Genomic DNA, 23,463 nt, shown 5'->3' with positions numbered 1-23,463 from the left:
CACAGGTTAACGGGCATTCCCCGGCGGAGGCAGGGAACGGTCGCGCGCCGTGGCGGCACCACGACTCTGCTCCCGGGGTTCCTGCTCGACCATGTCGGGGTGGCGGGCCCGCCAGTACGGATTGTCGTGGGGCAGGGCCGAGCCGACCCTCCCGTACATCCCGAAGAACATCAGGACCACACCGAATACGAAGCTGAACAGAACGTTCTGGATCCGGAAGGCCAGGAAGTTGTAGTCCGTGTCCAGGAGCCCCAGATTCAGGAATCCGCTGAGGATGAACGCGATGCCGACCACCATGTTGAGCGTGGAGGCGAAGTTGCCGCCGATCACCATGCCCACGAAGAGCAGGAGCCCGACGCAGATCGACAGGACGCTCAGTGTGCCGTTCGTGTTGAGGCCCACGACCTGGTCACCGCGGGTGTCGAAGAAGCCGATCTTGTCGATCAGGCCGAGGATGCCGAACGCGACCAGGACCAGACCCATCAGTCCGGCGCCGAAGCGGTAGACCTGGTTCAGGCGGTGGTCGACGGGGAGGTGCTTGTCGAACTGGATCCGCTGCCGTGCTTCTCCGTGCGTTGCGTGTGTGGCCATGTCGCCTCCCTCGGGGCGATAGCGGAGGCCGTGCGTCCCTTTCCCTTCAATATCTGCCCGCCAGGGCAGGGTGGGCAACACAGGGAGGCGACATCAGTGCTCAGGCCCAGCTCAGCGGCCGCTCGGCGGGCAGGTCAGTGGACCGTGCCCCCGCGCTCGTCCCGGATCTGCGAGACGACGCCGGCCACGGCCTGCCGGACCGCTTCCGTCTCGGTCAGGAAGTGCCAGTAGTCCGGGTGGCGGCCCTCCAGGGTGCCGATCGCGCGCTCCAGCCGCCCCACGGCGTCGTCCAGGGGACGGGCGTGACGGGGATCGGGGGTGTTGCGCCCGGCCATGGCGAGCCGCTGGGCGTCCCGGATGGCGAAGCGGGTCCGTTCGATCTCCTTCCGGGGGTCCTTCTGGACGGCGTTCAGCCGGGTGAGGCGGTCACCGGCGGCCGAGACGGCCTCGTCGGTGGTGTTCAGCAGGGCCCGGGCCGTGGACAGCAGGGCGGTCGCGTCGGGCCAGCGCTGGGCCTGGCGCGCCGTCTGGGCCTCGGTGAGCTTCTGCTCGGCCTGGCGGACGTTCTCCGCGGCCTGCGCGGGGACGGGCTGCAGGTCCTGCCAGCAGGCTGCCGTGAACCGTCGCCGCAGCTCGCTGAGCACGGGTTCGACCTGTCCGGCGCGGGTGGTCAGGGCCTCGGCGCGGGTGCGCAGGGAGACCAGGCGGCGGTCGATCTCGGCGGCCCGCTCGGGAAGCCGCTCGGCCTCCGCGCGGATGGCCTCGGCCTCCCGGGCGACCCGCTCGGCCCGTTCCAGGGTCTGGGGGACGCCGTGCTGGCCGGCGCCCTGGTTGAGCTTGGTCAGCTCGGGGGCGAGGGCGGCGAGACGGGCGGCGAGGTCGTCCGCCTTCAGCCCTGATCCTCGTACGGTGTCGAGGGCGTTCGACGCGGCCAGCAGGGACTGGCGGGCGCGTTCGACGGCGGGGGCCAGGCGGGCGAGCTGCGTCTCGGCCTTGCCGAGCAGGGGACCGAGGCCGTCGGCGAAGCGGTCCAGGTCCTGCTTGACCCGGCCGAGCTCGTCCTTGGCCTCGGTGAGCTGGGTGCGGGCGCGGGCGGCGGCCGAGGCCTCCAGGTCGTCGCGGTCGAGGTCGTGGGCGTCGACGGCGTCGATGTAGCGGTGGCTGGCCTCGTCGATGCGGTGACCGAGCGCCTCGAAGTCGGCGGCGGCGCGGCGGGCGGCGGGGGAGTCGTCGACGGCCGCGATCGTCTCGATGGAGATGCGCAGATCGCGCTGGGCGGTGTCGAGTTCGTAGAACGCGGCCGCGGCGGCGTCCTTCGCGGCCTGCGCCTCGGCACGCTGGTTCTCGGCCCGTCCGCCGAACCAGCGCCTGGTGCCGCCGCCGGCGAAGGCGGCGGGCAGTACGAGGGCGGCGACCAACGGCAGGCTCAGCAGGGTGAGGGCGTCACGGACAGCCGCTGTGGCACGGTGGCGCACAGGCGCTCTCGACGGCGAGTCCGGCTGAGGTGGTGTCGCCGTCACATCCCTCTCCCGTGCTGTCATCCGCCCTGCCCGGTGGTGTCATTCTCCCACCGGTTAAGGACGAACACACGGGGCGGTCAGTTCGCTGTCCGTACTGTGACTTTGCCGTCGCTGGTGCGGGCGGACACGAGGTGGCGGCTGGCGTCGTCGCGGGGCACGGAGACCTCGACACCGCCGTCGCCGGTCTCGGTGCTCACGCGGTAGGTCGCCCGGGGCACCGAGACGGTGACGGATCCGTCGCCGCTGCTGGAGTCCACCAGGTCGGGTACGGCGCCCAGTTCGAGGTGGGTGGAGCCGTCGGAGGTGTGGGTGCGGACCTGGCGGGAGGTGACGTCGGCGCGGATGGAACCGTCCTGGGTGCGCAGGTCCAGCGGTCCGCTGGCGGAGTCGACGCGCACCGAGCCGTCGTCGGTGGACACCTTCACGGCGCCGGTGGCGTCCTCGACGCGGACGGAGCCGTCACCGCTGTGCACCCGCACGGCGCCGGTGACGTCCTGGACGCGGACGGAGCCGTCGCCGGTACGGATGTTCAGCGCCTCCTCGAAGCCGCTGGCGCGCACGCTGCCGTCGCCGTCCTTGACCTCGACGGCGACGCCGCGCGGCACCTCGATGCGGTGCTTGGCCGAGCAGTCGGCGACGAAGCCGGAGCACTTCATCCGCAGGACCAGCCGGTCACCGTCCATGGCCCAGGTCACCTCGGGATCCTTGCCCATGACGACCGTCCCCTCGAACCAGCGCGTGACCTGGACACGGCCCTCGGGGGCCGCGTCCGTGGTGACGAGTTCCAGGGCGGAGTCGTCGGAGTCGACGGTGAGGGTGGAGCCCTGCAGCGGGAAGGACCGCCGCTCGGGCTCCGGGTCGTCCCCGGCGGCGGCACCGCAGCCGGTGACACCCGCGACGACGACCACGACGGCGCCGGCGAGGGCGGCGGTGCGGGCGGACACGGAAGCGGAAACGGTACGGGCCATGACGGATCTCCCCCTGAGGCGGTCTGCGGAACGCCTCCCGGTAGGGGCCTGAACGGCGGGGAAGGCGACCACTCGACCGTACGGACCCGGCCCTCACCAGGGGATCCGGTCCACTCCCGAATCCAGGGTGGGGTTATCCCCCGACCTTCCCCCGCCCGTCGACACGGGTTTGCAGGGCACTGCCCCTGGCAATGTAGGCTGTCGACTCGTCCTGGGCGCGTAGCTCAGCGGTAGAGCGCCGCCCTTACAAGGCGGATGTCGGCGGTTCGAAACCGTCCGCGCCCACCAGGCCAAAGACCCCCAGCCGATCATGGCTGGGGGTCTTTGGCATCGGGACTTGACATCAGGGGCGAACCTCTCGCGCTGTAGGCGCCTCGTGAGCAGCCGGTCCATGTGGCTGACGGCCTCGCGTTGGGTGTCCTGCCCGACGTGGGCGTAGACGTTCGCAAGGGCGCCTCTGGCCTGCCTCGGTACCTCACAGCTCTTCGTTGAGGCCCCTGAAGGTCGCCTTTGGCGATACGCGAGTCGCAGAACGCATCGGACTTGCCCTCAGACGCCGCCGTCTTGGATGCGGCCGGTGAGTTCTTCGCCGGCGCCTCGGTGCTGCACCCGGCAAGCATGCTGCCCGCCCGGGTGCCGAAGGCCTGGTAGACAGTCCCCTTCCCCAGACCTGCACGTTCGGCGAGCCCATCCATCGTCACCCGCTCCGCGCCGCACTCCTCATGGCGTCGAGCGGGGGTATAGGAACCCGTTATACGCGCATAACTCGTGATCCTCTACCGGAGTCACGCGGAGCCGTCTACGGTCCCTTCCGGAACGACTTGCGATTTGCAAGCGACTGAGCATGCGCCAAGGAGCCGGCGCGTAACTGCGGCGTGAGGCACCTTCTCGCTGCGCACGCGCGGCTCGATCTCAGAAGAAGTGAGACCTATGAACCTGTTCCGACTGGACGCCAGCATCTTCCCGGCCACCTCGGCCAGCGCGGAGATCGCCGACCGCACTCAGACCGAGTGGGCGACCGTTCACCCTCAGGGCACCGTGCACCGACGCCATCTGGGCACCGACCCCCTGCCCGCCAACGCCTGGGCGCTGGCCACCACCGCCGGAATGACTCCCGAGCCAGAGCGCACCGCTGCCCAGCGTGACGCGCTCGCCCTCGCCACCACCCTGGCCGGAGAACTGGAGAACGCCGATGCCGTCATCCTGGCCGTGCCCTTCTACAACTACGGGGTCTCCCAGCACTTCAAAACATGGGTTGACCTCGTGATTGCGGGCTCCGGGCCCACCACTCCTCTGTTGAAGGCCACCCCCACGGCGCTGATCACCACGCTCGGCGGTGGCTACGGGCCCGGGGCCCCGCGTGAGGGCTGGGACCACTCCACCGCGTACCTGCAGCGCATCGTCGGTGACATCTGGAAGGCCGATGTGACCCTCATCAAGCGCGAGCTCACGCTTGCCGCCCACACCCCCGGCATGGAGGGCCTCAAGGACCTGGCAGAACAGCAGCACTCCCAGGCCCTGGCCACCGCCCGGGACACCGGCCGCGCCCTCGCCGAAGTCTGATCGCAACGAGGGACGGCCCCACCACGACGTGCCGACCTCGCGAAGGAACCGCGTCACTGCCCGCCAGGGGTACGCACACCAGTACCCCGTCGTCATGGAAAGAGCACAACACCGATGAACGATCTCCTGCACAACAAGGTCGCGGTCATCACCGGAGCGGCGAGCGGCACCGGCCGCGCGATGGCCCTCCGGTTCGCCGAGCAGGGCGCCCGCGGCGTCGTCGTCGCCGACGTGCGCGACACCCCGCGCGAGGGCGGCGCCACCACCGTGGATCTCGTACGTCAGCGCGGAGCCGAAGCCGTCTTCGTCAAAACGGACATCACCCGCCGAGACGACGTGCGCGCCGCCATCGTCGAGGCCGAGAAACTCGGCGGCTTCGACGTCTACGTCAACAACGCGGGCGTCTTCCAGCTGGAGGAGGACCCGCTCGCCTCCGAGGACGAGGCCTTCGACCGGATGATGGCCATCAACGTCAAGGGCACGTGGATCGGGGCGCAGGAAGCCATCCGAGCCTGGCTGCGCCGCGGCGAACCTGGCTCGCTGATCAACATCTCCTCGGCCGGCGGCCTGCGCGGCAGCGCACTCACCCCCCTTTACAGCGCGAGCAAGGGAGCGGTCCGCCTGCTGAGCTACTCCCTGGCCGCGAAGTACGGAGCCCAGGGCATCCGGGTCAATGCCATCCACCCCGGTTCCGTCAACACCGAGATGCTGCGCTCCAACGCAGCGGCTCTCTCAGGCGCCCCCCAGCAGCCCGCACCCAACATCCCGATCGGCCGGATCGCTGAGCCCAGCGAGATCGCCGACGCGGCTGTCTACCTGGCGAGCGACCTGTCCTCCTATGTCACTGGAACCTCCCTCTCCGTCGACGGCGGTGTCACCAGCACCATGTGAGGGTTGCTTGACGTGACAACCACAGGCCCGGGCCGGAGTGCCGCCCGGTACAGCGGACCTGTCGGGCCCGGCGGCACTTCCCGGCCACTGGCGGTGCCCCGCGACCATGCGCGTGTATCTGTCACGGATCAGAAGGCTCCCGACATCCACGGCTGACTGTGAGGGGGCGTGCACCAGCGTCTCTGTCCGGCCGTCGCGCGAGTCGACGGCAGCAGCCGGAGTGGGCTCGGAACGAACTCACAAGGCGGGTGTCGGCGGTTCGAAACCGTCCGCGCCCACCGTCGCAGTACACATCGAAGGCCCAGGTCAGCGGGTAGACACCCGGAGACCTGGGCCTTGGTCTTTCCCGGCTGTTCATGGCCGCCGTGCACTCATGTGCCAGATGAGCCGCCTGCACGGACGAGAGGCCCATGCGGCGCACAACCTCGCGCGTCGGCGGCAGATGGCGCGCCAGCACGTCGACGAGCGAGGCCGGAAAGGTTCAGACCCCCAGCGTCCGTGACGACCATGATGCCGTCGTTGTGCGGCCGCCAGCGGTGTGCTGATCACGCGAAAGGCGACAGGCCCGTGCTCTCCAGGTGAGCGAGCAACGAGTCCAGGCACGCGTCGGCCGTGACCAGGTCCGCACGAGAGAACGAGTCCTCGCCAAGCGGCCCACCACTGACGGTGACCCTCCATGCCTTCCTGCGCTCAACCATGCGGTCACCGTCGACCTTGAAGACGGTCGTGACTCCCCGTTCGGCCAGCCACTCCAGCGATCGCTGTGCAGTTGCCACGTCCAGTGAGACTCCACCGACCTCGCTGTCCGCTGCTGCCTCATGGCCGATGCAAGGTCCGGTCACTGCCCAGCCGGTCTGAAGTCCCAGTACAACCTCTGCTCCTCGTCCACTGCCGGCGTGTAGTCGTCGAGGGGCTTGCCGACCTCAAGAGAGGTGGTGATCGCTTCCATGAGCACCGGCAGGGACGTCCACATCTCATGCGATCCCCGCATGATGCCTTCCACGGGCTCGGCTCTGTGGACGCGCCCCCGGTCGATCTCGGGTCGGTGGTCCATCACCAGGCAGCCCCCGGTGACGTCCCGCGCGATGGGGATCAACTGCGGGTGTCCGTACAGGACGTGACTGACCCCGATCTTCATGAAGTCGTAGTCCACCTCCTCTCCTCCCTCGTCTGCCGTGTGCTTGTCATGGAAGCCGGTGAAACGCCGCCACTCATTCGCTATCTCACGTGCGCTCATCGGTGTGTAGAACCCTGGCAGCAGCGAGAACCGCTGGTCGAGGAAACCGTCGTGCCGCAGCAGCGACACCACCAAGGGCTTCAGGAGCGGCCGGCCGATGACGCGTTCGGTCGCGGCGATGCTCGCCGGATCCGCGGGCGGCGCCAGCGCGGCGTAAGTCGCCGGCGCATGCTCGACCAGCCAGTTCTCGATTCGCGTCCACGACTCACTGATCGGTGCGGCCATGACAGGGCATCCTGCCACCTGCCATGGGACCTGGAGTCGACGCTCATCCCGCTCGGGTCGGCTTCGGGGGAGTGGCTGACGGCCGGGGGGTGGGTGAGGTCAGCTCGGGGGCGGTTCCTGTGGGTGCTTGAGCTTGGCTCGGGCGGCCACGCGGTCCGGACCCGTCACTTCCGACCAGTAGCGGTGGGTGGTGACGAAGATCGCGAGTTCGCGTTCCCGGCGGCGGAGTTTTTCGACCTCGGCCTGCTCGTCGTCCGTCCAGCCGGGGGACGCGGGACGTTCGATCTTGCGCCAGCCGCCGGCGTCGCTGAAGCCGTCCAGGGGCTCGACCGACCAGGGGAGCCGCTTCAGCAGGGCCGACAGCTCGGCCCGGACCTGATGCAGCTCCTCCTGGCCGGCGCGGAGGTCGCTAGGGAAGTCGTAGGTCGTCGCCACGGCCGCAATGGTACGCCTGTTCGAATTTGAGTGGCGAGTGAGTTGGGGCGGTTCACGCGAACGGGTGTACCTGCGAGGGCTGCGGGGCTCTGACCCGCGAGTTTGGGGTCAGTGAGGGGTCACGGGTGGCTGGGTGCGGGCGGGGGTGCCGCGCTCAGGATCCTGGCCGTGAAGGCGGCCAGCTCCGTTCGCAGGTGATCTCGGGAGAGGTTCATCGGGCCCGGCGAATGGTCGACGAGGTCCGCGCGGACCGCGGCCAGCAGGGCGTGGGCGGTGAAGTCGGTGCCGGGGAGACCGGGGAGCCGGTCCAGGGTGTCGCGGAGGGTGGCGTGCCACCAGTCGTGGTGCGGGTCGCGGTACGGGCTGTTGCCGACGCCCGCCTCCTCCAGGGCGAGGGAGAGGTGGCGGGGGTCGAGCTTGAAGCAGAGCAGGGCGTCGAGTAGGGCGGGGACGCGCTCCCGGGGCGGGGTGTCGGGGCCGAGGGGATGGGGGACCGGCCGTGGGTCAGGTGCACGAGGCGCTGCCGTCGCTGTTCGGGGAGTGGGTGGTGCTGCGGCCGTCCTGGTTCATGCAGAACTTCACCGGCGACCATCTGCACGCCCGGACGATCCGCGAGGAGGGCGTGATCAAGACCGCGGCGGGTGAGGGGCGGGTGACGTTCGTCGACGCCGACGACATCGCGGCCGTCGCCGTGCACGCGCTGACCGCTGCCGAGGCGCCCGACTCCGACCTCGTGCTCACCGGCCCGGAGACGCTCAGCTACGCCGATGTCGCCGCGGTCCTCACCGAGGTGACCGGGCGTACGGTCGTCCATCACCCGCTGACCTACGGGGAGATGCGCGACCGTCTGGCGGCCGCCGTCCCGTACGAGTTCGCCGCCATGCTCGCCGGCATGGACCGGGCGATCGCCGAAGGGGCGGAGGACCGCACGACCGGCACCGTCCTGCGGCTCACCGGCCGGCCACCGCGCACCTTCCGCGCCCATGTGGAGGCGGCCGGCCCTCGGTAGGCTCGGGGCCATGGTGCAGAGCAAGGCCGAAGACGTCGACACGTATCTCGCCGAGGTGCCGGAGGAGCGCCGGGAGGCGCTGAGCCGGCTGCGGGCGCTGTGCCGGGGGGAGTTGGCGGGGTTCCGTGAGGTGATGGCGTACGGGATGCCCGCCTACGAGCGGGACGGCACGGCCGAGATCGCCTTCGCCAGCCAGAAGCAGTACGTCTCCCTCTACCTGATGCGCGGCGACGTCCGCGAGGCCTTCGAGGAACGGCTGGCCGGGCACGACATGGGCAAGGGCTGCCTGCGCTTCCGCAAGCCCGAGCTGATCGACTTCGACCTGGTGCGCGACCTGCTGAGGGCGACGGCCGCCGGGCCCGGGCAGGTCTGCTGAGCGCCGCCGGTCGCAGGCGCGCACGGGGAGAGGGCCGGGGTGGTGGGCGGCGTCAGTGGCCGGCGGCTCGTAGTTCCTGGACCAGCCTTGTCGCCACGGGTGCCGGTACGTCGTGTTGTTCGGCTGCGCGCAGGAGGGCGGCGCCGATGGCGTCCAGTTCCAGGAGGCGGCCTGCCTCGGCGTCGCGTTGCATGGAGGACTTGGTGCCCGGGGGGAAGGCGTCGAAGCGGGCCAGCGCCTCGGCCGGGTTGGCCGGGCCGCCGCAGGCGCCGCTGACGGCGGCTGTCTCGGCGACCAGGGCGGTGAGTTCGTCGCGGTGGTGGGCGCGGATGTCGCCGAGGGGGAGGCCGTAGCGGGTGGTGAGCAGGGCGAAGGGGGCGAGGAAGGCCATCTTCGCCCAGAGGGCGGCCGCCTCGTCGTCCAGGACGCGGGTGGTGAGGTCGGCGCCGGTGAGTGCGGCGGCCAGGATGTCGAGACGGTGCCGGGGGACGGGGTCGCCGGTGAGGTCGATCTCGGTGAAGGGGCTGGTGTGTGCTATCTCGCCGGGCGCGACGCGGGTGGACTCGACGCGGATGACGGCCGGGGCGACCTGGTCGGGCCGGTAGCGGGAGCGCAGACGGGCCGGGTGTTCGACGCCGTTGAGGAACGGGACGAGCAGCGCGTCGCCGAGGGCGGGGGCGGGGATGCGGGGGAGTGCGGCGTCGAGGGCGGTCGCCTTGACGGTGATCAGGCAGGCGTCGACCGGTTCGCGCAGTTCCGTGTCGGCCGCCACGGGGACGGTGAAGTCGCCGTAGCGGGAGCTGCGGACGTGGATGCCGGTGCTGCGCAGGGTCTCGGCCGTGGTGTCGCCGGCCAGGCAGATCACGCGGTGGCCGGCGCGGGCGAGCAGGGCGGCGAGCAGTCCGCCCACGCCGCCGGGGCCGAGTACGGCGACGGTCAGCTTGTCGTGCGCCATGGAGTGGCTCCTCTCGTCGGTCGGCTCCGGGGCCGGTGGCCGCCTCGTAGGCGATCATGGCAGGCGGGCGGGCGCGCCGGTGGCGCCGCTTGCGACTGGCTGTGGGACGTGCGGACTGCGAGACATACGGGCGTGCGCGGGGTGAGACTGGGGGCATGTGCCGCAGCATCAAAACGCTTCGTCCCCCCGTGCTGCCCGAGGAGGCGACCGAGGAGGACATCCGGGCCGCCGCGTTGCAGTACGTGCGGAAGGTGTCCGGCTTTCGGGCGCCCGCCGCCCACAATCGCCAGGCCTTCGACCGTGCCGTCGACGCGATCGCCGAGGCCACGGCCGATCTGCTGACCGACCTGGAGGTCCGAGGACAGCCGACCCGCCGGGCCGGGTAGCGCTCCGAGCCGAGAGCCCGAGGGCGGGCGTCCAGCGGGCCGGTGGCGGTGCGCGTCGGGTTCGCGGCGGGGGTCCGCCGGGCCGGGTCGCGATCCGCGTTGAGGGTCCCGGGGAGCCGTGGGTCGGGCGGGGGGCAGGCTTTGCCTGCTGGGGCCAGGCGGGGAGAGTCGGCCGCGCCGGAGGCGGGAGTGAGCCCGTTCCCGGCGGGTCAGGTGAGCGCCGGGCGTTCCCGGCTGGGCCCGGCGGCGAAAGCGGGGCTTTCCCGGCCGGGCCGGGGACGAGACCCGGCGCCGTCCGGGCGGTGGCTCGGGCGTCAGTGGCGCTGGGCCTTCGTGATCTCGGCCGTCAGCTGCTGCCCGGCGGGAGTGCGGCTGATGGCGAGAGGCTGCTCCCGGGCGCCCGGCGCCAGGTCCTCCGCGCCGACGTACCGGGTCTCCACGAGCTTGCCGTCGGAGTCGCGGAACTCGACCTGCACCGCGTAGGACGCGGTCTCGTCCGTGCGGTTGGCGATGTTCACGGCGACCGCGAGGAGGTCTCCCGTGTCGGCCCGCGGCTTTCCGGTCAGGGACACGTCCGCCATGGCGTTGCCCCGCCCCTCGACGTCCTTCAGCTCCCGCTGCGCGGCCGCGTTGGCGCGCGCGACCTCCGCCGACACCGACGCCTCGAACTCGGAGGCGCGCGCGGAGGCGGAGGAGGCCGCGGCCGAGGCCCGCGCCTGGGCGGAGCCCTTCAGTGAGGCCAGAGCGGACGCCGGTGTGCCGGAGAACGACGCGGTGTAGGGGCCCGTGGGGGTCGGCCGAAGAGAGGCGGTGCCGTCGCTCGCGTCGCCCCCGCCGCCGCAGGAGACGAGTGCCACCGCGCCCGCGGCCCCGAGCAGCAGCCCGGTCAGCGCGGTCCGCGCCTGGGCCCGTTGCTGTGGTGTGGTCGCCATGTGGTCCCTTCCTATGCGGCGGAGGGCGGACGTCTTGAGCGGCGGTACGCACACTTCGTACGACTTTGCCCCGGTACGTGTCCCATCGTGCACGTCCGGTAGTGGCTCGGCATCCAGAGCCCCGCAAAAGGTGCGCGTCGACCGGTGAACGCCGACGCCGAACTCTCAGGCTCGCCGCATGAGATACGTGGCCGCCGCCCCTGCCCCGAACAGTGCGAGCAGGGAGACACCCGTGGCCAGCCAGGTCGCGCCCAGCCAGTGGCCGCCCAGGTAGCCGAGGGCGACGCTGTACATGGCCCAGGACAGACCCGCCAGGGCCGACCAGGGGACGAAGTCCCGGAAGCGGCGGTGGGCGGCGCCCGCGGTGAGGGAGACCACCGAGCGGCCGGCGGGGGCGAAGCGGGCCAGGACGACCAGGGCGCCGCCGCCTCGGGCCAGTGCCGTGCCGAGACGTTCCTGCGCGGTGCTGAGGCGGGGCGAGCGGGCCAGCGCGCGGTCCAGGCGGGCGCCGCCGCTCCAGGCCAGGCGGTACGCAACCAGGTCACCCAGCACGGACGCGGTGGTGGCGCAGAGGGTGAGGAGCAGGATGTCGGGGACGTCGGCCGGGACATGGCCGGTCGCCGCACCGGAGCCCGCGGCCGCGGCCGTCGCCGCCATGATGACCAGCACTCCGCTCGGCAGCACCGGAACGAACACGTCGAGCAGGACCGACGCTGCCACCATGGCGTAGATCCATGGACTGCCCGTCAGTGACCCCACACTCTCCAGCACCGCGACTCCCCGTCATCCCCCGTGAGCATCACAGAGTACGCCGGGGGTGTGACAAGGGGTTCACAGGGGGCTCGTCTGTTCGGTACGGAATGTTCACGTACAAACCGAAGAACGACGTCCGCTTCGGTCGGCCGCCGTCAGGCCTCCATCGCGTTCCGCCCCCTGCTCCGCGCCCGGTTCCGGCACCGGCTCGGCTCCCGCCTCCGCCGCCACCCGCAGCACCGCCCGAGCCACCGCGTCCGTGTCCGACAGCGTCACCGAGTCCACCCCGGGCCGTGCCCCGGCCGCCGTCACCCAGTGCACGCCCTCCGTGGGCACGCCGATCGCGAACCGCCTCCCGTGCGGCACTCCTTGCCGGTCCATCAGGCGATACGGCCGCTGGGTCACGTCCAGCCCGCCCGTCTCGTACCCGTCGACCGTGTGCGGCCGGCACTGCCCGCTCGTCAGAAGCCGGGTGAGCAACTCGTCGGCGGTGCGGCGCAGGTCGGGTTCCGGGAGCCGTGCCTCGACCAGGGTCGTCGCACGCACCGCCGACCCCGGCACCTCGGGCGAGTGCGCCACCCACGCCCCGTCGGCGCACCGCACCTCCAGCCGCGGCCCGAGCGCCTCCACCACCCCGGCCGCCATCAGCGCGACCAGTTCCTCGATGCGGCGCCGGGGCGGGCCGATGGAGAGGAACGCGTTGAGCGGGGTGTACCAGCGGTCCAGGTGGTCCCGGCGGGACACGCCGGTCACTCCGGCGTGGTCGACGATCAGCCGGATCTCGTTGCGCAGGTCGCGCAGCACGTCGAGGGCGGCCTTGAGCGGGCCGTGCACATTGCCCAGGGCGGCTTGCGCGGCGTCCTCGCGCAGATACGGCAGGAGCCAGTCCCGCCAGGAGCCGGGCCCGTCGAACGTCCGGTCCGCGTACGGACGGGAGATCCGCTCCCACGACCAGCGTTCGGCGGCCGGGACCCCGAACTCGTCGAGCAGCCGCGCCTCCTGGGGGTCGCCATGGGGGACGGCGAGGTAGCGCTCGGTGAAGGCGCGTGAGCCGTCCAGCAGCGTGGCGTAGTGGACCGTCTCGACCTCCTTCGCCACCAGCGGCCAGATCTCCGTCAGGAAGTCCGGCGCGTCCCCCGAGTCGGCGCGTTTGCGGAAGCCGGCGATCACCTCGGGCGTGAGCACCAGGGGCTCGTGACGGCCGTACGGGCCCTTGGCGTTGTCGCCCCGCGCCTGGTACGGCACGCCACGCCGGGAGCCGGCGTACAGGCGGGGCTCGCGGCCGGAGGGGACGTACCGCAGTCCCTCCTCGGTGCGGACGAAGCGGCCGCCACGGCCGGTGGTCAGCAGGGCCATGTGGTCGAAGAAGTTCAGGCCCAGGCCGCGCAGCAGCACCGGTTCGCCGGGCGAGAGGGAGGTCAGGTCGACGTCCGCAGGATTGGCGGGCGGGATGTACCGCAGGCCGTTGCGGGCGGCGTACGACGTCTGCTGTCGCTGTTCCGCGTCCGGTGCCGTCGGCAGATGGCCCTGTGCGAGGACGACGGCCGCGAGCCCGGTGAGCAGCCTGCCGTCGTCCAGGGCGAGGACCTGACGGCCGTCGGAGCCGTCGTCGAGCCGGACGGCGCGGGCGGCGTGGGTCTCGACGCGCACCCCGGACGGCGCCTGACGGACCGTCCGCGCGAACACCCACTCCAGATACCGGCCGTACTGCGCCCGGGTCGGGTAGTCGTCGGGACCGAGGTCGTCGCTCGCCCACTCGTGCAGGCTCGGGCCCGGCCGGATCGGCCCCGAGCAGTCCACGCTCTCGTCCGTGAACAACGTCACCTGTGAGGCGACCGTGTTCATCAGCAGCTCGGCGGACTGGGCGGTGCACCAGACGCGTCCGGGGCCGGGCGGCGCCGGGTCGATCACGTGCACCGTCAGCGGTGTCCCGGGCGGGAGGATTTCGGTGGCCGAGGCGCACAGGCGCTCCAGCACGCTGGTGCCGCGCGGCCCGGCGCCGACGAGGGCGACGGAGACCGGGGCGGGGGCGGACCCGGTCGCGGACGGCGGCGCCCCTTCGAGAGAGGTCCCGGGTGACGCTCCCGGAGGGGCCGTCCCGCGTGAAGCCTCCGGAGAAGTCCCGCGTGCGGCCCCCGATATGGAGGACTCCGATATGGATTCCGCGGTCGGTGCAGACAAGGCGGTGACTCCCGGGCATGTGGGGCGCAGTGCGGCGGATCGTCCAAGGGAAGCGGACGGTCCGCCTCATCATGCCGTCGGGAACACCAGAAGCCAACGCGGGTCCCACAGGTCCCGGATGTACCTCATGGGGTGGTCAGAACCGACTCCTCCACGGTCGTGAGCCGCGCTCCGCCCTGTCCGTCCTGCTCGGTGTGCTCCAGCAGCAGCCGCGCCGAACGCCCGTTCATGGTCAGCGTCATGAGCTGGTTGCCGAACCACGGCCCGCTCGTGCAGCGCCAGTCGATCGGCGGCTGAGGCACCTTGCCGTGGCCCGCGATCCGGCGGCCCAGGAACCGCGCGACGCCGCTCCAGCCGAAGCGGAAGCCCATCCGTATCGGCAGCGGGATGGAGTTGTGCACGGGCGAGCAGGTGAGCTGGAGCACGCGCGCGTCCGGCCCGCCGGAGGGCCAGGTCGGCTCGGCCACGTACGCGTGATGCACATCCCCCGACAGCACGCACACCGTCGCCGGTGCCGCGTCCCCCGAGCCCGCCTCGGCGATCAGTGCCGCCAGCGCGTCGAAGGACTCCGGGAAGGCCGACCAGTGCTCCAGGTCGGCCGCCCGCCGCATCTTCTCGCCCCAGCGCGCCCAGCGCTCGCCCTTCTCGCCCCGGCACAGCGCCGCGTTCCAGCCCTCGGCGTCGTGCACCAGGTGCGGCAGCAGCCAGGGCAGGGAGGTGCCGATCAGGAGGTGGTCGTACGATCCCGGCTCGGCCAGGGCCTCGGTGCGCAGCCACTCCTGCTCACCGGCGTCGAGCATCGAGCGGCTGCCCTCGGCCAGGACGCGCGCGGCGCGGCTGTCCACCATCAGCAGCCGGACGCGCCCGAAGTCCCGCCGGTAGCTCCACCGCACGGTCGTCGGGTCGGCGTCGGCCTCGGCGGCGAAGGTGCGCAGCAGGCCGGTGGCGTCCGGGGTGTCCCGTACGGCGGCGTAGAGGGGGTCGGTGGCCAGCTCGGCCGGTGAGAGGTTGCCGAGGTGCTGGTGGACCCAGTACGACATCAGGCCGCTCAGCACCCGCTCCTGCCACCAGTCGGTGGCGCGCATGTCGGCGAGCCAGGCGGCGGAGGTGTTCCAGTCGTCGATGACGTCGTGGTCGTCGAAGATCATGCAGCTGGGCACGGTGGACAGCAGCCAGCGCACGTCGGCGTCGAGCCAGGACTCGTAGTACAGCTCGGTGTACTCCTCGTAGTCCGCCACTCCGCTGCCCGGCGGCTCCTTCAGGTCGCGGCGGGTGGCCAGCCGGCGCCGGGTGGCCCCGGAAGTCTCGTCGGCGTAGACCTGGTCGCCCAGGAGCAGCAGGACGTCCGGGCGTACGGCCTCGGGGTCGGCGGCGATGCGGGCGGCGAGGGTGTCCAGGGCGTCGGGGCCGACCGGGTCCTTCCCGTCGGCCGGGGGCGCGGCCCAGCGGCAGGAGCCGAAGGCGACCCGGACGGTGTCCGCCACGAACCCGGCGCGGATCACCGAGGGCGGGAACGGCGAGTCGGGCAGCGGCCACACGTGCGTGCCGTCGAGCAGTACCTCGTACGCCGTCGTCGTCCCGGCCGTCAGGCCGGTCACCGGCACGAGGGCGTAGTGATGGCCCGCGACCTGGAAGGTGCGGGCCGTGCCGTGGGCGCCGTCGGCGCAGCGCACCTCGGCGGTGCAGGGGCGGCTCGCCTCGACCCAGACGGTCGCCGTCGAGCCGTCGACGTATCTCAGCAGTGGTCCCAGGCGCAGTGCCGCCACGTGATGGTCCGCCTTCTCTCTGGTCGGCCCGCCTCCGGGGCGCTCGGTGCGCGTGCGGCCGGCCTCCTCCGTCGCCCCGTACGGTACGGAACGACGGAGGCCGGCGGGGAGGTTCCCGCGCGAGAAATGTCGCGCGTTCGATCAGCCGGAGGCCGGGTGGGTCAGCAGGAGGCCAGGTAGCTGGTGAGCGCGCTCTTCTCGGCGGAGTCGACCGAGAGGCCGTAGTAGTACTTCACCTGGACCCAGGCGCGCACGTAGGTGCAGCGGTAGGCGGTGCGGGACGGCATCCAGGTGGCCGGGTCCTGGTCGCCCTTGGCCTGGTTGACGTTGTCGGTGACCGCGATGAGCTGCGGGCGGGTCAGGTCGTTGGCGAAGGACTGGCGCCGGGACGTGGTCCAGCTGCCTGCGCCGGAGTCCCAGGCCTCGGCGAGCGGGACGAGGTGGTCGATGTCGACGTCGGCGGCGGCGGACCAGGTGGCGCCGTCGTACGGGGAGTACCAGCTGCCGCTGGTGGCGGCGCAGGAGGAGTCGGTGACGACGCCCGAGCCGTCGCGCTTGAGGACGGTCTCCCGGGTGTTGCAGGCGCCGGACTGGGTGATCCAGTGCGGGAAGAGGTCGCGGTTGTAGCCGGTGCGGTTTTCGGAGGTCACGGTCAGCTGGGCGAGGTAGGAGCGGGCCGTGGCGCCACTGACCGGGGTGGGCAGCGCGGCGGAGGCGGTGGGGGCGCTGAACAGGGCGACGGAGGCGGCGAAGGCACTGACCGCCGCGACTATGCTGAGCCGTCGACGCGCGTAGAACCTGGGCATGCGGACTCCCTTGGAGTGTGGGGGTGTTGGCGAGCGGGCGAGGGAATGCTGTCGATGCCGTATTGCGAACGGGTGTGCGTTCGGTGAGAAGCTAGTGACACGTTCATGACACGACAAGATTCAAGACGGAACTTTCCGCTCAGGGGGCCGTAGGGGCCGTCGCGTACCATGGCAGGCGCAGAAGGGGAGTAGCTCTTCGCCGGACCGTCGACATACTGCTCAGCCCGCGAGGGATCTGAGCCGGCGCCCGGAGGCGGGCCTCGATGACGAGGCCGGCCAGCGAGACCTTCGGCAGAGCAGTACACGCCCGTGCCCTTCGGCACGGGTGCCACGTGTGCTGCCGTGCCGAGGTCTGACGTTTCGCAGCGACTCTCGGCCGGTGGCCCCGACCGATTGAGGAACCTTGATCAGCCTGACCGTCACGGCGCTCGTCTTCGGCGTCGTCTTCCTCGCCGAACTGCCCGACAAGACCGCGCTCGCCGGGCTCGTCCTCGGCACCCGCTACCGCGCCTCGTACGTCTTCGCCGGCGTCGCCGCGGCCTTCGCGCTGCATGTCGCGCTCGCCGTCGCTGCGGGCAGCGTCCTGACGCTGCTGCCGCAGCAGCTCGTGCACGCCTTGACCGGTGTGCTCTTCCTGGGTGGCGCGGCCGTGCTGCTGCTGAAGAAGGACGACGGCGAGGAGGAGATCCGCAAGCCGGAGGACCAGTCCTTCTGGAAGGTCTCCGGGGCGGGCTTCATGCTCATCCTGGTCGCCGAGTTCGGTGACCTCACGCAGATCATGACCGCGAACCTCGCCGCCCGGTACGACGACCCGCTGTCCGTCGGCCTCGGCGCGGTGCTGGCGCTGTGGGCGGTGGCCGGACTGGGCATCGTCGGCGGCAGGGCGCTGATGAAGCGGGTGCCGCTGGGTCTGATCACGAAGATCGCGGCGCTGCTGATGCTGGGCCTGGGCGTGTGGAGCCTCTGGGAAGCCGTCACCGGCTGAGCTGAACGGCAGGTGAAGGTCTGGCCACGGCGCTGGCGGTCGGGCGGCTTGTTTTGTACCGTGGAGAAACAAAGTGGCTCCCGCCCGTTTCCCCTGACCGGCGGGCGGGGCCGCCTTGTCCCCCCCGGGGTCACCTCGTTCCCGGGGCCGGCGGCCTTCGCCACCGCCCCTTTCTCCCGTACTGGAGCAGCCGATGACGGCCACCACCGTGCTCACCGCCCGCGCCCTCCTGCTCGACATGGACGGCACCCTCGTCAACTCCGACGCCGTCGTGGAGCGCATCTGGCGCCGGTGGGCCGAGCGGCACGGGCTGGACGGGGACGAGGTCATGAAGGTCGTCCACGGGCGGCAGGGGTACGCGTCGATGGCGGTGCTGCTGCCGGACCGGCCGATGGAGCGGAACCTGGCGGACAACGCCCGGATGCTCGCGGCGGAGACCGCCGACATGGACGGCGTCGTCGAGATCGCCGGCGCGAAGGACTTCCTGGCGTCCCTGCGGGGGCTGCCGCATGCCCTGGTCACCTCGGCCGACGTGGCACTGTCCACGGCGCGGATGGCCGCGGCGGGGCTGGCCCTGCCGGAGGTGCGGGTGACCGCCGAGTCCGTGGGCGCGAGCAAGCCGGATCCCGAGGGGTTCCTGAAGGGGGCCGCCGAGCTGGGCGTGGCTCCGCAGGACTGCCTGGTCTTCGAGGACTCAGGCGCCGGGATCGCGGCGGGGCGTGCCGCGGGGATGCGGGTGGTCGGGGTGGGGCCGCGGGCCGCGGTGCACCGGCCGGACGTGCTGGTGGAGGACCTGACCCGGGTGCGGGTGGAGGCTGCCCGGAGCGGGGAGATCCGGGTCTCGTTCAGGTGAGGGGGCGCTGCGGCGGCGGGTTCCGGTGTCGGTGCGGGTGCCGGTGCCGCTGAGGCCGTAGATCCGTCGGGTCGACCGGGGTCCCAGGTCGGGGTGCGTCAGGGTTCTGACGTCTCCGACTCCAGCTGCTGCCGGGTCTCCTCGTCGTAGACGCCCGGCTCGTCGGTCCGTATGCCGCGGGCCCACTGGTAGGTGCGTACGGCGTTCTCGACCCCGTGCGTGTAGTGGCCGTGAGGGTCGTCGTTGTACAGGTACAACTGGCGCAGGCGGAGCTGGAGCTCTGTGACCTCGGGGCCGGAGTCGCCCCGGCGCAGCGTCGGGGGCGGCTCGTCGCGGTCCGCGGGGGTCTCGGTGTCCGTGGCGCGGGCGGTGGGTGAGGACGAGCGGGTCGGCGTCGGTGACGGGGGCGACGGTGACGGTCTGAGCGTCGGCGACGAGGTCGCCGTTGCCGTCGGTGTGGGGGACGGGGATTCCGGGGTGGGGGTGGCCGACGTGGCCGTGGCCGTGGGCGCCGGGACCGGCGGGGTCGTGCGGGCCTGCGGGACCGCCTCCCGTACCGACTCCGGGGCCGCGCCGTCCCGGGCCGGGGGGTCGTAGGAGAACAGCCCGCCGGCGAAGCCCGCTGTGGCGGCCACCGTGAGTATCGCGGCGGCTGCCAGGAGTGTGGTGCGGCGGCGACGGGGGTGGGGCCCCGGTTCCCCGGCGTTTTCGGCTTCGAGGAGTTCGTCGGGCGCGTGAGGCTCGGTGGGATCCTCACGTCCTTCAGGGCCCTCGGGGAACGCCGACAGCTCAGGCTTCCCGGGCGGTGAGGCGTCCGCCGTGAGGGCCGGCTCGGTCGGTGTCGTCGCGTTCAGTGCCACATAGGGGCGTATGCGCAGGGGGTCGAAGTCCTCCGCCGCCGCCTGTTCCGCCGTGCGCGCGTCGCGCAGGGCCTCGGCGGCGCGCTCGCCGCAGGCACAGGACGGGGTGTTGTCCGCCTCCCTGGGCGTCCCGCACTCCGGGCACCGGTGTTCGTTCGGCTTCGCCACGCTTCCGTCCCTCCCCTCGCGGCTCCGTGGTCCCAGAGATTATGCAGATTCCGTGTACGTCCTGTCGGCGGCCCCCCGTAATCGCGCCGCAGCGACCGCTTTCCGTCGGGCTCGACAGGCCATAACCGGGCACACCGCCCACGATGGATGAGGTAGTGCAGGCCGGACGAGGCAGCCTCGGGAGGTGTGCATGACCGGGGAATCGCATGGCGGCAGGGCCGCTCAGATACCGGGTGCCGTGGATCGAGAGCAGGTGTCCGGGAACGTACTCGTGTCGATCGGCGCGCTGCTGCTCGGCATGCTGCTGGCATCGTTGGACCAGACGATCGTGGCGACCGCGCTGCCGACCATCGTCAGTGAACTGGGCGGCCTGAAGCATCTGTCCTGGGTGGTCACCGCGTATCTGCTGGCCTCGACCGCCGCGACCCCGCTGTGGGGCAAACTCGGCGACCAGTACGGGCGCAAACGGCTGTTCCAGATCGCCGTGGTGATTTTCCTGATCGGCTCCGCGCTGTGCGGGATCGCGCAGGACATGACGCAGCTCATCGCCTTCCGCGGGGTCCAGGGACTGGGCGGCGGCGGGCTGATCGTGCTGTCGATGGCGATGGTCGGGGATCTGGTCCCGCCGCGTGACCGGGGGCGCTACCAAGGGCTGTTCGGCGCGGTCTTCGGGGCGTCGAGCGTGCTCGGGCCGTTGCTGGGTGGGGTGTTCACCGAGCATCTGAGCTGGCGCTGGGTCTTCTACATCAACCTGCCCGTCGGGGCCGTCGCGCTCGTCGTGATCGCCTCGGTGCTGCGCCTGCCGCGTACCGCCACCAAGCATGTCATCGACTACCTCGGCACCTTCCTGATCGCCGCCGTCGCCACCTGCCTGGTCCTGGTGGCCTCCCTCGGGGGCACCACCTGGGGCTGGGGCTCCCCGCAGATCGTCGGGCTGCTCGTGCTGGCGGCCGTGCTCGCGGTGGGCTTCGTGGTGGTGGAGCGGCGGGCGGCCGAACCGGTGCTTCCGCTCAAGCTGTTCCGTGTCCGCACCTTCAGCCTCACCGCGGCGATCAGCCTGATCATCGGGTTCGCGATGTTCGGCGCGATGACGTATCTGCCGACGTTCCTGCAAGTCGTGCAGGGTGTTTCGCCGACCTGGTCGGGTGTGCACCTGCTGCCGATGGTGCTGGGGCTGCTGCTCGCCTCGACCGGCTCCGGGCAGATCGTCAGCCGCACCGGGCGCTGGAAGGTCTTCCCCATCGCGGGGACCCTTGTGACCACCCTCGGTCTGCTGCTCCTCCACCACCTCGACCAGCACAGCTCCAACGCCGTGATCAGTGGGACCTTCTTCGTCTTCGGCTTCGGGCTCGGGCTGGTCATGCAGGTGCTGGTGCTCATCGTGCAGAACGCCGTCTCGTACGAGGATCTGGGCGTCGCCACGTCCGGTGCGACGTTCTTCCGGTCGATCGGGGCCGCGTTCGGGGTCGCCGTCTTCGGTTCGGTCTTCGCGGGGCGTCTCGGCGAGCAACTGGCGTCCGCCTTCCGTGGGGTTCCGCTGCCGCCGGGAGTGACCGTGGAGAGCCTGGAGGCCGACTCGCGGGGCATCGCCGCCCTGCCGGCGGAGTTGCGCGCGCAGGCGCTGGACGCGTACTCGTCCGCCATCACAAATGTGTTCCTGTACGCCGTTCCGGTCGCCCTCCTCGCGTTCGTGCTGGCGTGGTTCCTCAAGGAGGACCGGCTGCGGGTGTCGGTCACGGCGCCCGACGTCTCCGAGACGCTGGCCAGCAATCCGGTGGAGCGGTCGTCGTACGACGAGGTGTGCCGGGCGTTGTCGGTGCTCGGCACGCGGGAGGGGCGGCACGAGGTCTACCGGAAGATCTCCGCGCGTGCGGGGTACGACCTTGTGCCGGCGGCCAGTTGGCTGCTGCTGCGGATCAAGAGATACGGGCGGGTGGAGCCCGGTGCGCTCGCCGAGCGCAGCTCGGTGCCGCTCGGGGTGATCCTCGACGGCGCCCGCCAGGTCGAGGAACGGCGGCTCGCCGTGCGCGAGGGGCTGGACCTGACGCTGACCGAGCAGGGGCGGGTGGTCGCGGAGCGGCTGGCGACGGCGCGTGAGGAGTCGCTCGCGGAGTTGCTCGGTGACTGGTGGGGGCCAAAGCGGCCCACGGATCTGGTGCAGTTGGTGCGGGAGCTGAACGAGGAACTGTGCGGGTCGGATCGTGAGGAGCCGCACGAGGGGCAGCCGGTGGCTCGGTTCCGGTGAGGGGCGGGGGGTGGGGGCCGGGGGGCGGGGTGGTCCTGCTTGTGGTGTGGCTGTGCGGGTGGGTGCTTGGTTGCTGTAGCGCCCAAGGCGCGGTTCACGTCGGGGCCGTGCCGGGGGGGTGTCCGTCCTCGGAACGGCGCGGAATCGGTCTCTCACCGACTCACCCGTGTCGACGCGCCAACCGCTGCGGGCGGACACCCCCCGGCACGGCCCCTTCCCGCCGTGCGCGGGTGCGGGCGCGTGGTGCCCTCTCAGGTGAGGTGCTTCGTGAACCAGTGGTCGGCGTACGGGGCCGTGTTGTGGGGCGGGGTCTCCTCGTAGCCGAGGCGGGTGTAGAGGGCTCGGGCCTCGGTGAGGTCGGCTCTGGTGTCGAGGATCACTCTGGTCGCGCCGAGGGTGCGGGCAGCCCGTTCGGCCGCGGTGACCAGGCGGGCGGCTCCACCCCTCCCGCGCAGGTGGGGCAGGAGGAACACGCGGGTCAGTTCGGCGGTGGTGGGGTCGGGGGTCAGGCGTATGCCTGCCGTGCCGGCGGGGGTGCCGTCGTGGTGTGCGAGGAGGAGCAGGGTGAGGTCCTTGCCGGTGTCGGCGGCGATCTCCCGTTCCAGTTCGGCCGGGTCGGTCGCACGGCCCTGGTGCAGCAGGTACCAGCGGTCGCTGACCTCCGTGTAGTACGCCCGCCAGAGTGCCACGGCGGCCGGGGAGTCGGTGGGCTCCGGGGTGATCGTCCAGGTCATGCTCACCATTGTCCGGGGGTGCGGCGGGGTACCTCTCCGTGCGGCCCGCCGGGGCCGGCCTCGTTTGGGTGGGGGTTTGCGGGCAACCCGGTCGGCGGACCGGCCCGGCGATGGGCCGGTCGGGTCGAAAACCCGGAAGGCATTCATGTCCACTGGCTGGATCATTGCTCTGATCGTGATTGTGGCGGCGGTCGCCCTCATCGTGGCCGCCCTGACCCTGCGCGGCCGTGGCGCGGGCGGCGGACGGGACCTGAGGCGGCGCTTCGGACCGGAGTACGACCGGGCCGTGGCCCGGCACGACGGGGACGCCCCCGCCGCCGAACGCGAGCTCGCCGAGCGCGTGGAGCGGCACGGCAGGCTGCGTGAGCGGCCGCTCGAACCGGCGCAGCGCGAGCGGTTCGAGGCCCGCTGGACGGCCGCCCAGGAGCGCTTCGTCGACTCGCCGCAGGACGCCGTGACCGAGGCGGACCAGTTGCTCGCCGAGCTCGCCGCCGTCCGGGGCTTCCCGGACGGCGGACAGTACGACGAGCAGTACGCCGCGCTGTCCGTGCACCACGCGCACCACGTGCACGGCTACCGGCGCGTCCACAGCATCGCCGGTACGGCGGTGAGCGGTGCGCGGGACGGCGGCGCCGGTACCGAGGAGATGCGTGAGGCCATGGTCGAGGCCCGCGCCCTCTTCGACGACCTGCTGCGTCCGGCGCGCGACGACCGCCACGGGCGGCCGCCCGCCGAGCGGACCAGGACGACGGCCCACGCCGGCTCCGGCCGGCTGCATCTGCCGGCGGCCTTCGGGCGCCACGCGAAGGAGAGTTGAGACACATGGCCGACGTGACACGGCCCATGGGCGTCGGGGAGCCGCCGGAGCCGGACCGCACCGCGCGGCGCGACGACCTCGTCGGGCGGGACGCGGCGCCGGATACGGCGAGGGAGGTTCCCGGCGGGACCGGTGCTTCGCTTCGTGCGGGTGATGTGGCGCCTGGGGGAGCCGGGGCACGCGAAGCTCAGGAGGCCCGTGAGGCTG

23 protein-coding genes, 1 tRNA gene and 2 pseudogenes are annotated in these 23,463 nt (G+C 71.9%); 11 read left to right on the top strand and 15 right to left on the bottom strand.

Going from position 1 to position 23,463, the window contains the following annotated elements:
- Positions 1-6: 6 nt before the first annotated feature.
- The 3 genes from ACFV6X_RS12420 to ACFV6X_RS12410 form a co-directional block, all read right to left on the bottom strand.
- Positions 7-591, bottom strand: coding sequence for a DUF4383 domain-containing protein (locus ACFV6X_RS12420; RefSeq protein WP_385381521.1), 585 nt, complete (start codon positions 589-591; stop codon positions 7-9).
- A 134-nt stretch (positions 592-725) separates the two neighbouring features.
- Entirely contained in the window at positions 726-2,111 is a 1,386-nt protein-coding gene (locus tag ACFV6X_RS12415; RefSeq protein WP_385381518.1) for a hypothetical protein, read from the bottom strand.
- 77 nt (positions 2,112-2,188) lie between these two features.
- A complete protein-coding gene (locus tag ACFV6X_RS12410; protein WP_385381515.1) occupies positions 2,189-3,079 on the bottom strand; it encodes a DUF4097 family beta strand repeat-containing protein in 891 nt (296 codons plus the stop codon).
- Positions 3,080-3,292: 213 nt separating this feature from the next.
- Between ACFV6X_RS12410 and ACFV6X_RS12405 the strand changes: the two genes are divergently transcribed.
- Positions 3,293-3,367, top strand: a tRNA-Val gene (locus ACFV6X_RS12405).
- 335 nt (positions 3,368-3,702) lie between these two features.
- On the opposite strand, the pseudogene ACFV6X_RS12400 reads toward ACFV6X_RS12405, so the two are convergent.
- Positions 3,703-3,798, bottom strand: a pseudogene (locus ACFV6X_RS12400) (TetR family transcriptional regulator); the annotation flags it as partial.
- Positions 3,799-4,009: 211 nt separating this feature from the next.
- Between ACFV6X_RS12400 and ACFV6X_RS12395 the strand changes: the two are divergent.
- Together ACFV6X_RS12395 and ACFV6X_RS12390 are read left to right on the top strand one after the other, a co-directional pair.
- Complete coding sequence (locus tag ACFV6X_RS12395) at positions 4,010-4,642, top strand: FMN-dependent NADH-azoreductase (protein ID WP_385381512.1); 633 nt, start codon at positions 4,010-4,012, stop codon at positions 4,640-4,642.
- A 114-nt stretch (positions 4,643-4,756) separates the two neighbouring features.
- Positions 4,757-5,533, top strand: a complete 777-nt coding sequence (locus tag ACFV6X_RS12390; RefSeq protein WP_385381509.1) for an SDR family NAD(P)-dependent oxidoreductase — start codon at positions 4,757-4,759, stop codon at positions 5,531-5,533.
- A 545-nt stretch (positions 5,534-6,078) separates the two neighbouring features.
- On the opposite strand, the gene ACFV6X_RS12385 is transcribed toward ACFV6X_RS12390, so the two are convergent.
- The 3 genes from ACFV6X_RS12385 to ACFV6X_RS12375 form a co-directional block, all read right to left on the bottom strand.
- Complete coding sequence (locus tag ACFV6X_RS12385; RefSeq protein WP_385381506.1) at positions 6,079-6,309, bottom strand: hypothetical protein; 231 nt, start codon at positions 6,307-6,309, stop codon at positions 6,079-6,081.
- Between the two features lie 62 nt (positions 6,310-6,371).
- Complete coding sequence (locus ACFV6X_RS12380) at positions 6,372-6,995, bottom strand: SMI1/KNR4 family protein (RefSeq protein WP_385381503.1); 624 nt, start codon at positions 6,993-6,995, stop codon at positions 6,372-6,374.
- A gap of 99 nt (positions 6,996-7,094) precedes the next feature.
- Complete coding sequence (locus ACFV6X_RS12375) at positions 7,095-7,430, bottom strand: hypothetical protein (RefSeq protein WP_385381500.1); 336 nt, start codon at positions 7,428-7,430, stop codon at positions 7,095-7,097.
- 227 nt (positions 7,431-7,657) lie between these two features.
- Between ACFV6X_RS12375 and ACFV6X_RS12370 the strand changes: the two genes are divergently transcribed.
- From ACFV6X_RS12370 to ACFV6X_RS12360, 3 genes and pseudogenes are all read left to right on the top strand, one after another.
- Entirely contained in the window at positions 7,658-7,873 is a 216-nt protein-coding gene (locus ACFV6X_RS12370) for a hypothetical protein (protein WP_385381497.1), read from the top strand.
- Positions 7,855-8,439 (top strand): annotated as a pseudogene (locus ACFV6X_RS12365) (ergot alkaloid biosynthesis protein); the annotation flags it as partial. The gene ACFV6X_RS12370 and the pseudogene ACFV6X_RS12365, both read left to right, overlap by 19 nt.
- Positions 8,440-8,449: 10 nt before the next feature.
- Positions 8,450-8,815 (top strand): iron chaperone, encoded by a 366-nt coding sequence (locus tag ACFV6X_RS12360; RefSeq protein WP_385381494.1) that lies wholly within the window; start codon positions 8,450-8,452, stop codon positions 8,813-8,815.
- A gap of 52 nt (positions 8,816-8,867) precedes the next feature.
- Here the strand turns inward: ACFV6X_RS12360 and ACFV6X_RS12355 are convergent, their stop codons facing one another.
- Positions 8,868-9,770, bottom strand: coding sequence for a ketopantoate reductase family protein (locus ACFV6X_RS12355; RefSeq protein ID WP_385381491.1), 903 nt, complete (start codon positions 9,768-9,770; stop codon positions 8,868-8,870).
- A gap of 155 nt (positions 9,771-9,925) precedes the next feature.
- On the opposite strand from ACFV6X_RS12355, the gene ACFV6X_RS12350 reads away from it, so the two are divergent.
- Positions 9,926-10,156, top strand: coding sequence for a DUF2277 domain-containing protein (locus ACFV6X_RS12350; RefSeq protein ID WP_385381488.1), 231 nt, complete (start codon positions 9,926-9,928; stop codon positions 10,154-10,156).
- Between the two features lie 314 nt (positions 10,157-10,470).
- Here the strand turns inward: ACFV6X_RS12350 and ACFV6X_RS12345 are convergent, their stop codons facing one another.
- The 5 genes from ACFV6X_RS12345 to ACFV6X_RS12325 form a co-directional block, all read right to left on the bottom strand.
- The gene (locus tag ACFV6X_RS12345) at positions 10,471-11,088 is read right to left on the bottom strand and encodes a hypothetical protein (protein ID WP_385381485.1); all 618 of its coding nucleotides are present in this window, start codon (positions 11,086-11,088) and stop codon (positions 10,471-10,473) included.
- Between the two features lie 165 nt (positions 11,089-11,253).
- Positions 11,254-11,859 (bottom strand): VTT domain-containing protein, encoded by a 606-nt coding sequence (locus tag ACFV6X_RS12340; RefSeq protein WP_365445551.1) that lies wholly within the window; start codon positions 11,857-11,859, stop codon positions 11,254-11,256.
- 93 nt (positions 11,860-11,952) lie between these two features.
- Positions 11,953-13,818 (bottom strand): FAD/NAD(P)-binding protein, encoded by a 1,866-nt coding sequence (locus tag ACFV6X_RS12335; RefSeq protein WP_385381482.1) that lies wholly within the window; start codon positions 13,816-13,818, stop codon positions 11,953-11,955.
- Positions 13,819-14,147: 329 nt separating this feature from the next.
- On the bottom strand, positions 14,148-15,788 hold the full coding sequence (locus ACFV6X_RS12330) for an alkaline phosphatase D family protein (RefSeq protein ID WP_385381479.1): 1,641 nt from the start codon (positions 15,786-15,788) through the stop codon (positions 14,148-14,150).
- 161 nt (positions 15,789-15,949) lie between these two features.
- Positions 15,950-16,594, bottom strand: a complete 645-nt coding sequence (locus ACFV6X_RS12325; RefSeq protein WP_385381476.1) for an HNH endonuclease family protein — start codon at positions 16,592-16,594, stop codon at positions 15,950-15,952.
- 403 nt (positions 16,595-16,997) lie between these two features.
- Between ACFV6X_RS12325 and ACFV6X_RS12320 the strand changes: the two genes are divergently transcribed.
- Positions 16,998-17,579 carry a TMEM165/GDT1 family protein gene (locus ACFV6X_RS12320; protein ID WP_385381473.1) on the top strand — a complete coding sequence of 194 codons (582 nt, stop codon included), beginning with the start codon at positions 16,998-17,000 and terminating at the stop codon, positions 17,577-17,579.
- 193 nt (positions 17,580-17,772) lie between these two features.
- On the top strand, positions 17,773-18,432 hold the full coding sequence (locus tag ACFV6X_RS12315) for an HAD-IA family hydrolase (protein ID WP_385381471.1): 660 nt from the start codon (positions 17,773-17,775) through the stop codon (positions 18,430-18,432).
- Positions 18,433-18,530: 98 nt separating this feature from the next.
- Here ACFV6X_RS12315 and ACFV6X_RS12310 read toward each other — a convergent pair whose 3' ends face one another.
- Positions 18,531-19,460, bottom strand: coding sequence for a peptidoglycan-binding protein (locus ACFV6X_RS12310; protein WP_385381468.1), 930 nt, complete (start codon positions 19,458-19,460; stop codon positions 18,531-18,533).
- Positions 19,461-19,650: 190 nt separating this feature from the next.
- Between ACFV6X_RS12310 and ACFV6X_RS12305 the strand changes: the two genes are divergently transcribed.
- A complete protein-coding gene (locus ACFV6X_RS12305) occupies positions 19,651-21,705 on the top strand; it encodes a DHA2 family efflux MFS transporter permease subunit (RefSeq protein WP_385381465.1) in 2,055 nt (684 codons plus the stop codon).
- Between the two features lie 251 nt (positions 21,706-21,956).
- Here the strand turns inward: ACFV6X_RS12305 and ACFV6X_RS12300 are convergent, their stop codons facing one another.
- The gene (locus ACFV6X_RS12300; protein ID WP_385381462.1) at positions 21,957-22,439 is read right to left on the bottom strand and encodes a GNAT family N-acetyltransferase; all 483 of its coding nucleotides are present in this window, start codon (positions 22,437-22,439) and stop codon (positions 21,957-21,959) included.
- Positions 22,440-22,584: 145 nt separating this feature from the next.
- On the opposite strand from ACFV6X_RS12300, the gene ACFV6X_RS12295 reads away from it, so the two are divergent.
- Positions 22,585-23,256 (top strand): hypothetical protein, encoded by a 672-nt coding sequence (locus ACFV6X_RS12295; protein WP_385381459.1) that lies wholly within the window; start codon positions 22,585-22,587, stop codon positions 23,254-23,256.
- The last annotated feature ends 207 nt before the right edge of the window (positions 23,257-23,463 follow it).

The organism is Streptomyces sp. NPDC059861 (genome assembly GCF_042731435.1).
Lineage (GTDB): Bacteria > Actinomycetota > Actinomycetes > Streptomycetales > Streptomycetaceae > Streptomyces.
Note: the sequence above shows the minus strand (reverse complement) of the source record. Positions and strands in the feature narration are given on the sequence as shown.

What these genes read in the sequence shown, in the direction of transcription:
- ACFV6X_RS12300 (WP_385381462.1), bottom strand. Translation starts at nt 22,439, where the DNA reads ATGACCTGGACGATCACCCCGGAGCCCACCGACTCCCCGGCCGCCGTG.
- ACFV6X_RS12390 (WP_385381509.1), top strand. Translation starts at nt 4,757, where the DNA reads ATGAACGATCTCCTGCACAACAAGGTCGCGGTCATCACCGGAGCGGCG.
- ACFV6X_RS12380 (WP_385381503.1), bottom strand. Translation starts at nt 6,995, where the DNA reads ATGGCCGCACCGATCAGTGAGTCGTGGACGCGAATCGAGAACTGGCTG.
- ACFV6X_RS12345 (WP_385381485.1), bottom strand. Translation starts at nt 11,088, where the DNA reads ATGGCGACCACACCACAGCAACGGGCCCAGGCGCGGACCGCGCTGACC.
- ACFV6X_RS12395 (WP_385381512.1), top strand. Translation starts at nt 4,010, where the DNA reads ATGAACCTGTTCCGACTGGACGCCAGCATCTTCCCGGCCACCTCGGCC.
- ACFV6X_RS12355 (WP_385381491.1), bottom strand. Translation starts at nt 9,770, where the DNA reads ATGGCGCACGACAAGCTGACCGTCGCCGTACTCGGCCCCGGCGGCGTG.
- ACFV6X_RS12325 (WP_385381476.1), bottom strand. Translation starts at nt 16,594, where the DNA reads ATGCCCAGGTTCTACGCGCGTCGACGGCTCAGCATAGTCGCGGCGGTC.
- ACFV6X_RS12350 (WP_385381488.1), top strand. Translation starts at nt 9,926, where the DNA reads ATGTGCCGCAGCATCAAAACGCTTCGTCCCCCCGTGCTGCCCGAGGAG.
- ACFV6X_RS12360 (WP_385381494.1), top strand. Translation starts at nt 8,450, where the DNA reads ATGGTGCAGAGCAAGGCCGAAGACGTCGACACGTATCTCGCCGAGGTG.
- ACFV6X_RS12420 (WP_385381521.1), bottom strand. Translation starts at nt 591, where the DNA reads ATGGCCACACACGCAACGCACGGAGAAGCACGGCAGCGGATCCAGTTC.
- ACFV6X_RS12295 (WP_385381459.1), top strand. Translation starts at nt 22,585, where the DNA reads ATGTCCACTGGCTGGATCATTGCTCTGATCGTGATTGTGGCGGCGGTC.
- ACFV6X_RS12410 (WP_385381515.1), bottom strand. Translation starts at nt 3,079, where the DNA reads ATGGCCCGTACCGTTTCCGCTTCCGTGTCCGCCCGCACCGCCGCCCTC.
- ACFV6X_RS12305 (WP_385381465.1), top strand. Translation starts at nt 19,651, where the DNA reads ATGACCGGGGAATCGCATGGCGGCAGGGCCGCTCAGATACCGGGTGCC.
- ACFV6X_RS12370 (WP_385381497.1), top strand. Translation starts at nt 7,658, where the DNA reads ATGGTCGACGAGGTCCGCGCGGACCGCGGCCAGCAGGGCGTGGGCGGT.
- ACFV6X_RS12315 (WP_385381471.1), top strand. Translation starts at nt 17,773, where the DNA reads ATGACGGCCACCACCGTGCTCACCGCCCGCGCCCTCCTGCTCGACATG.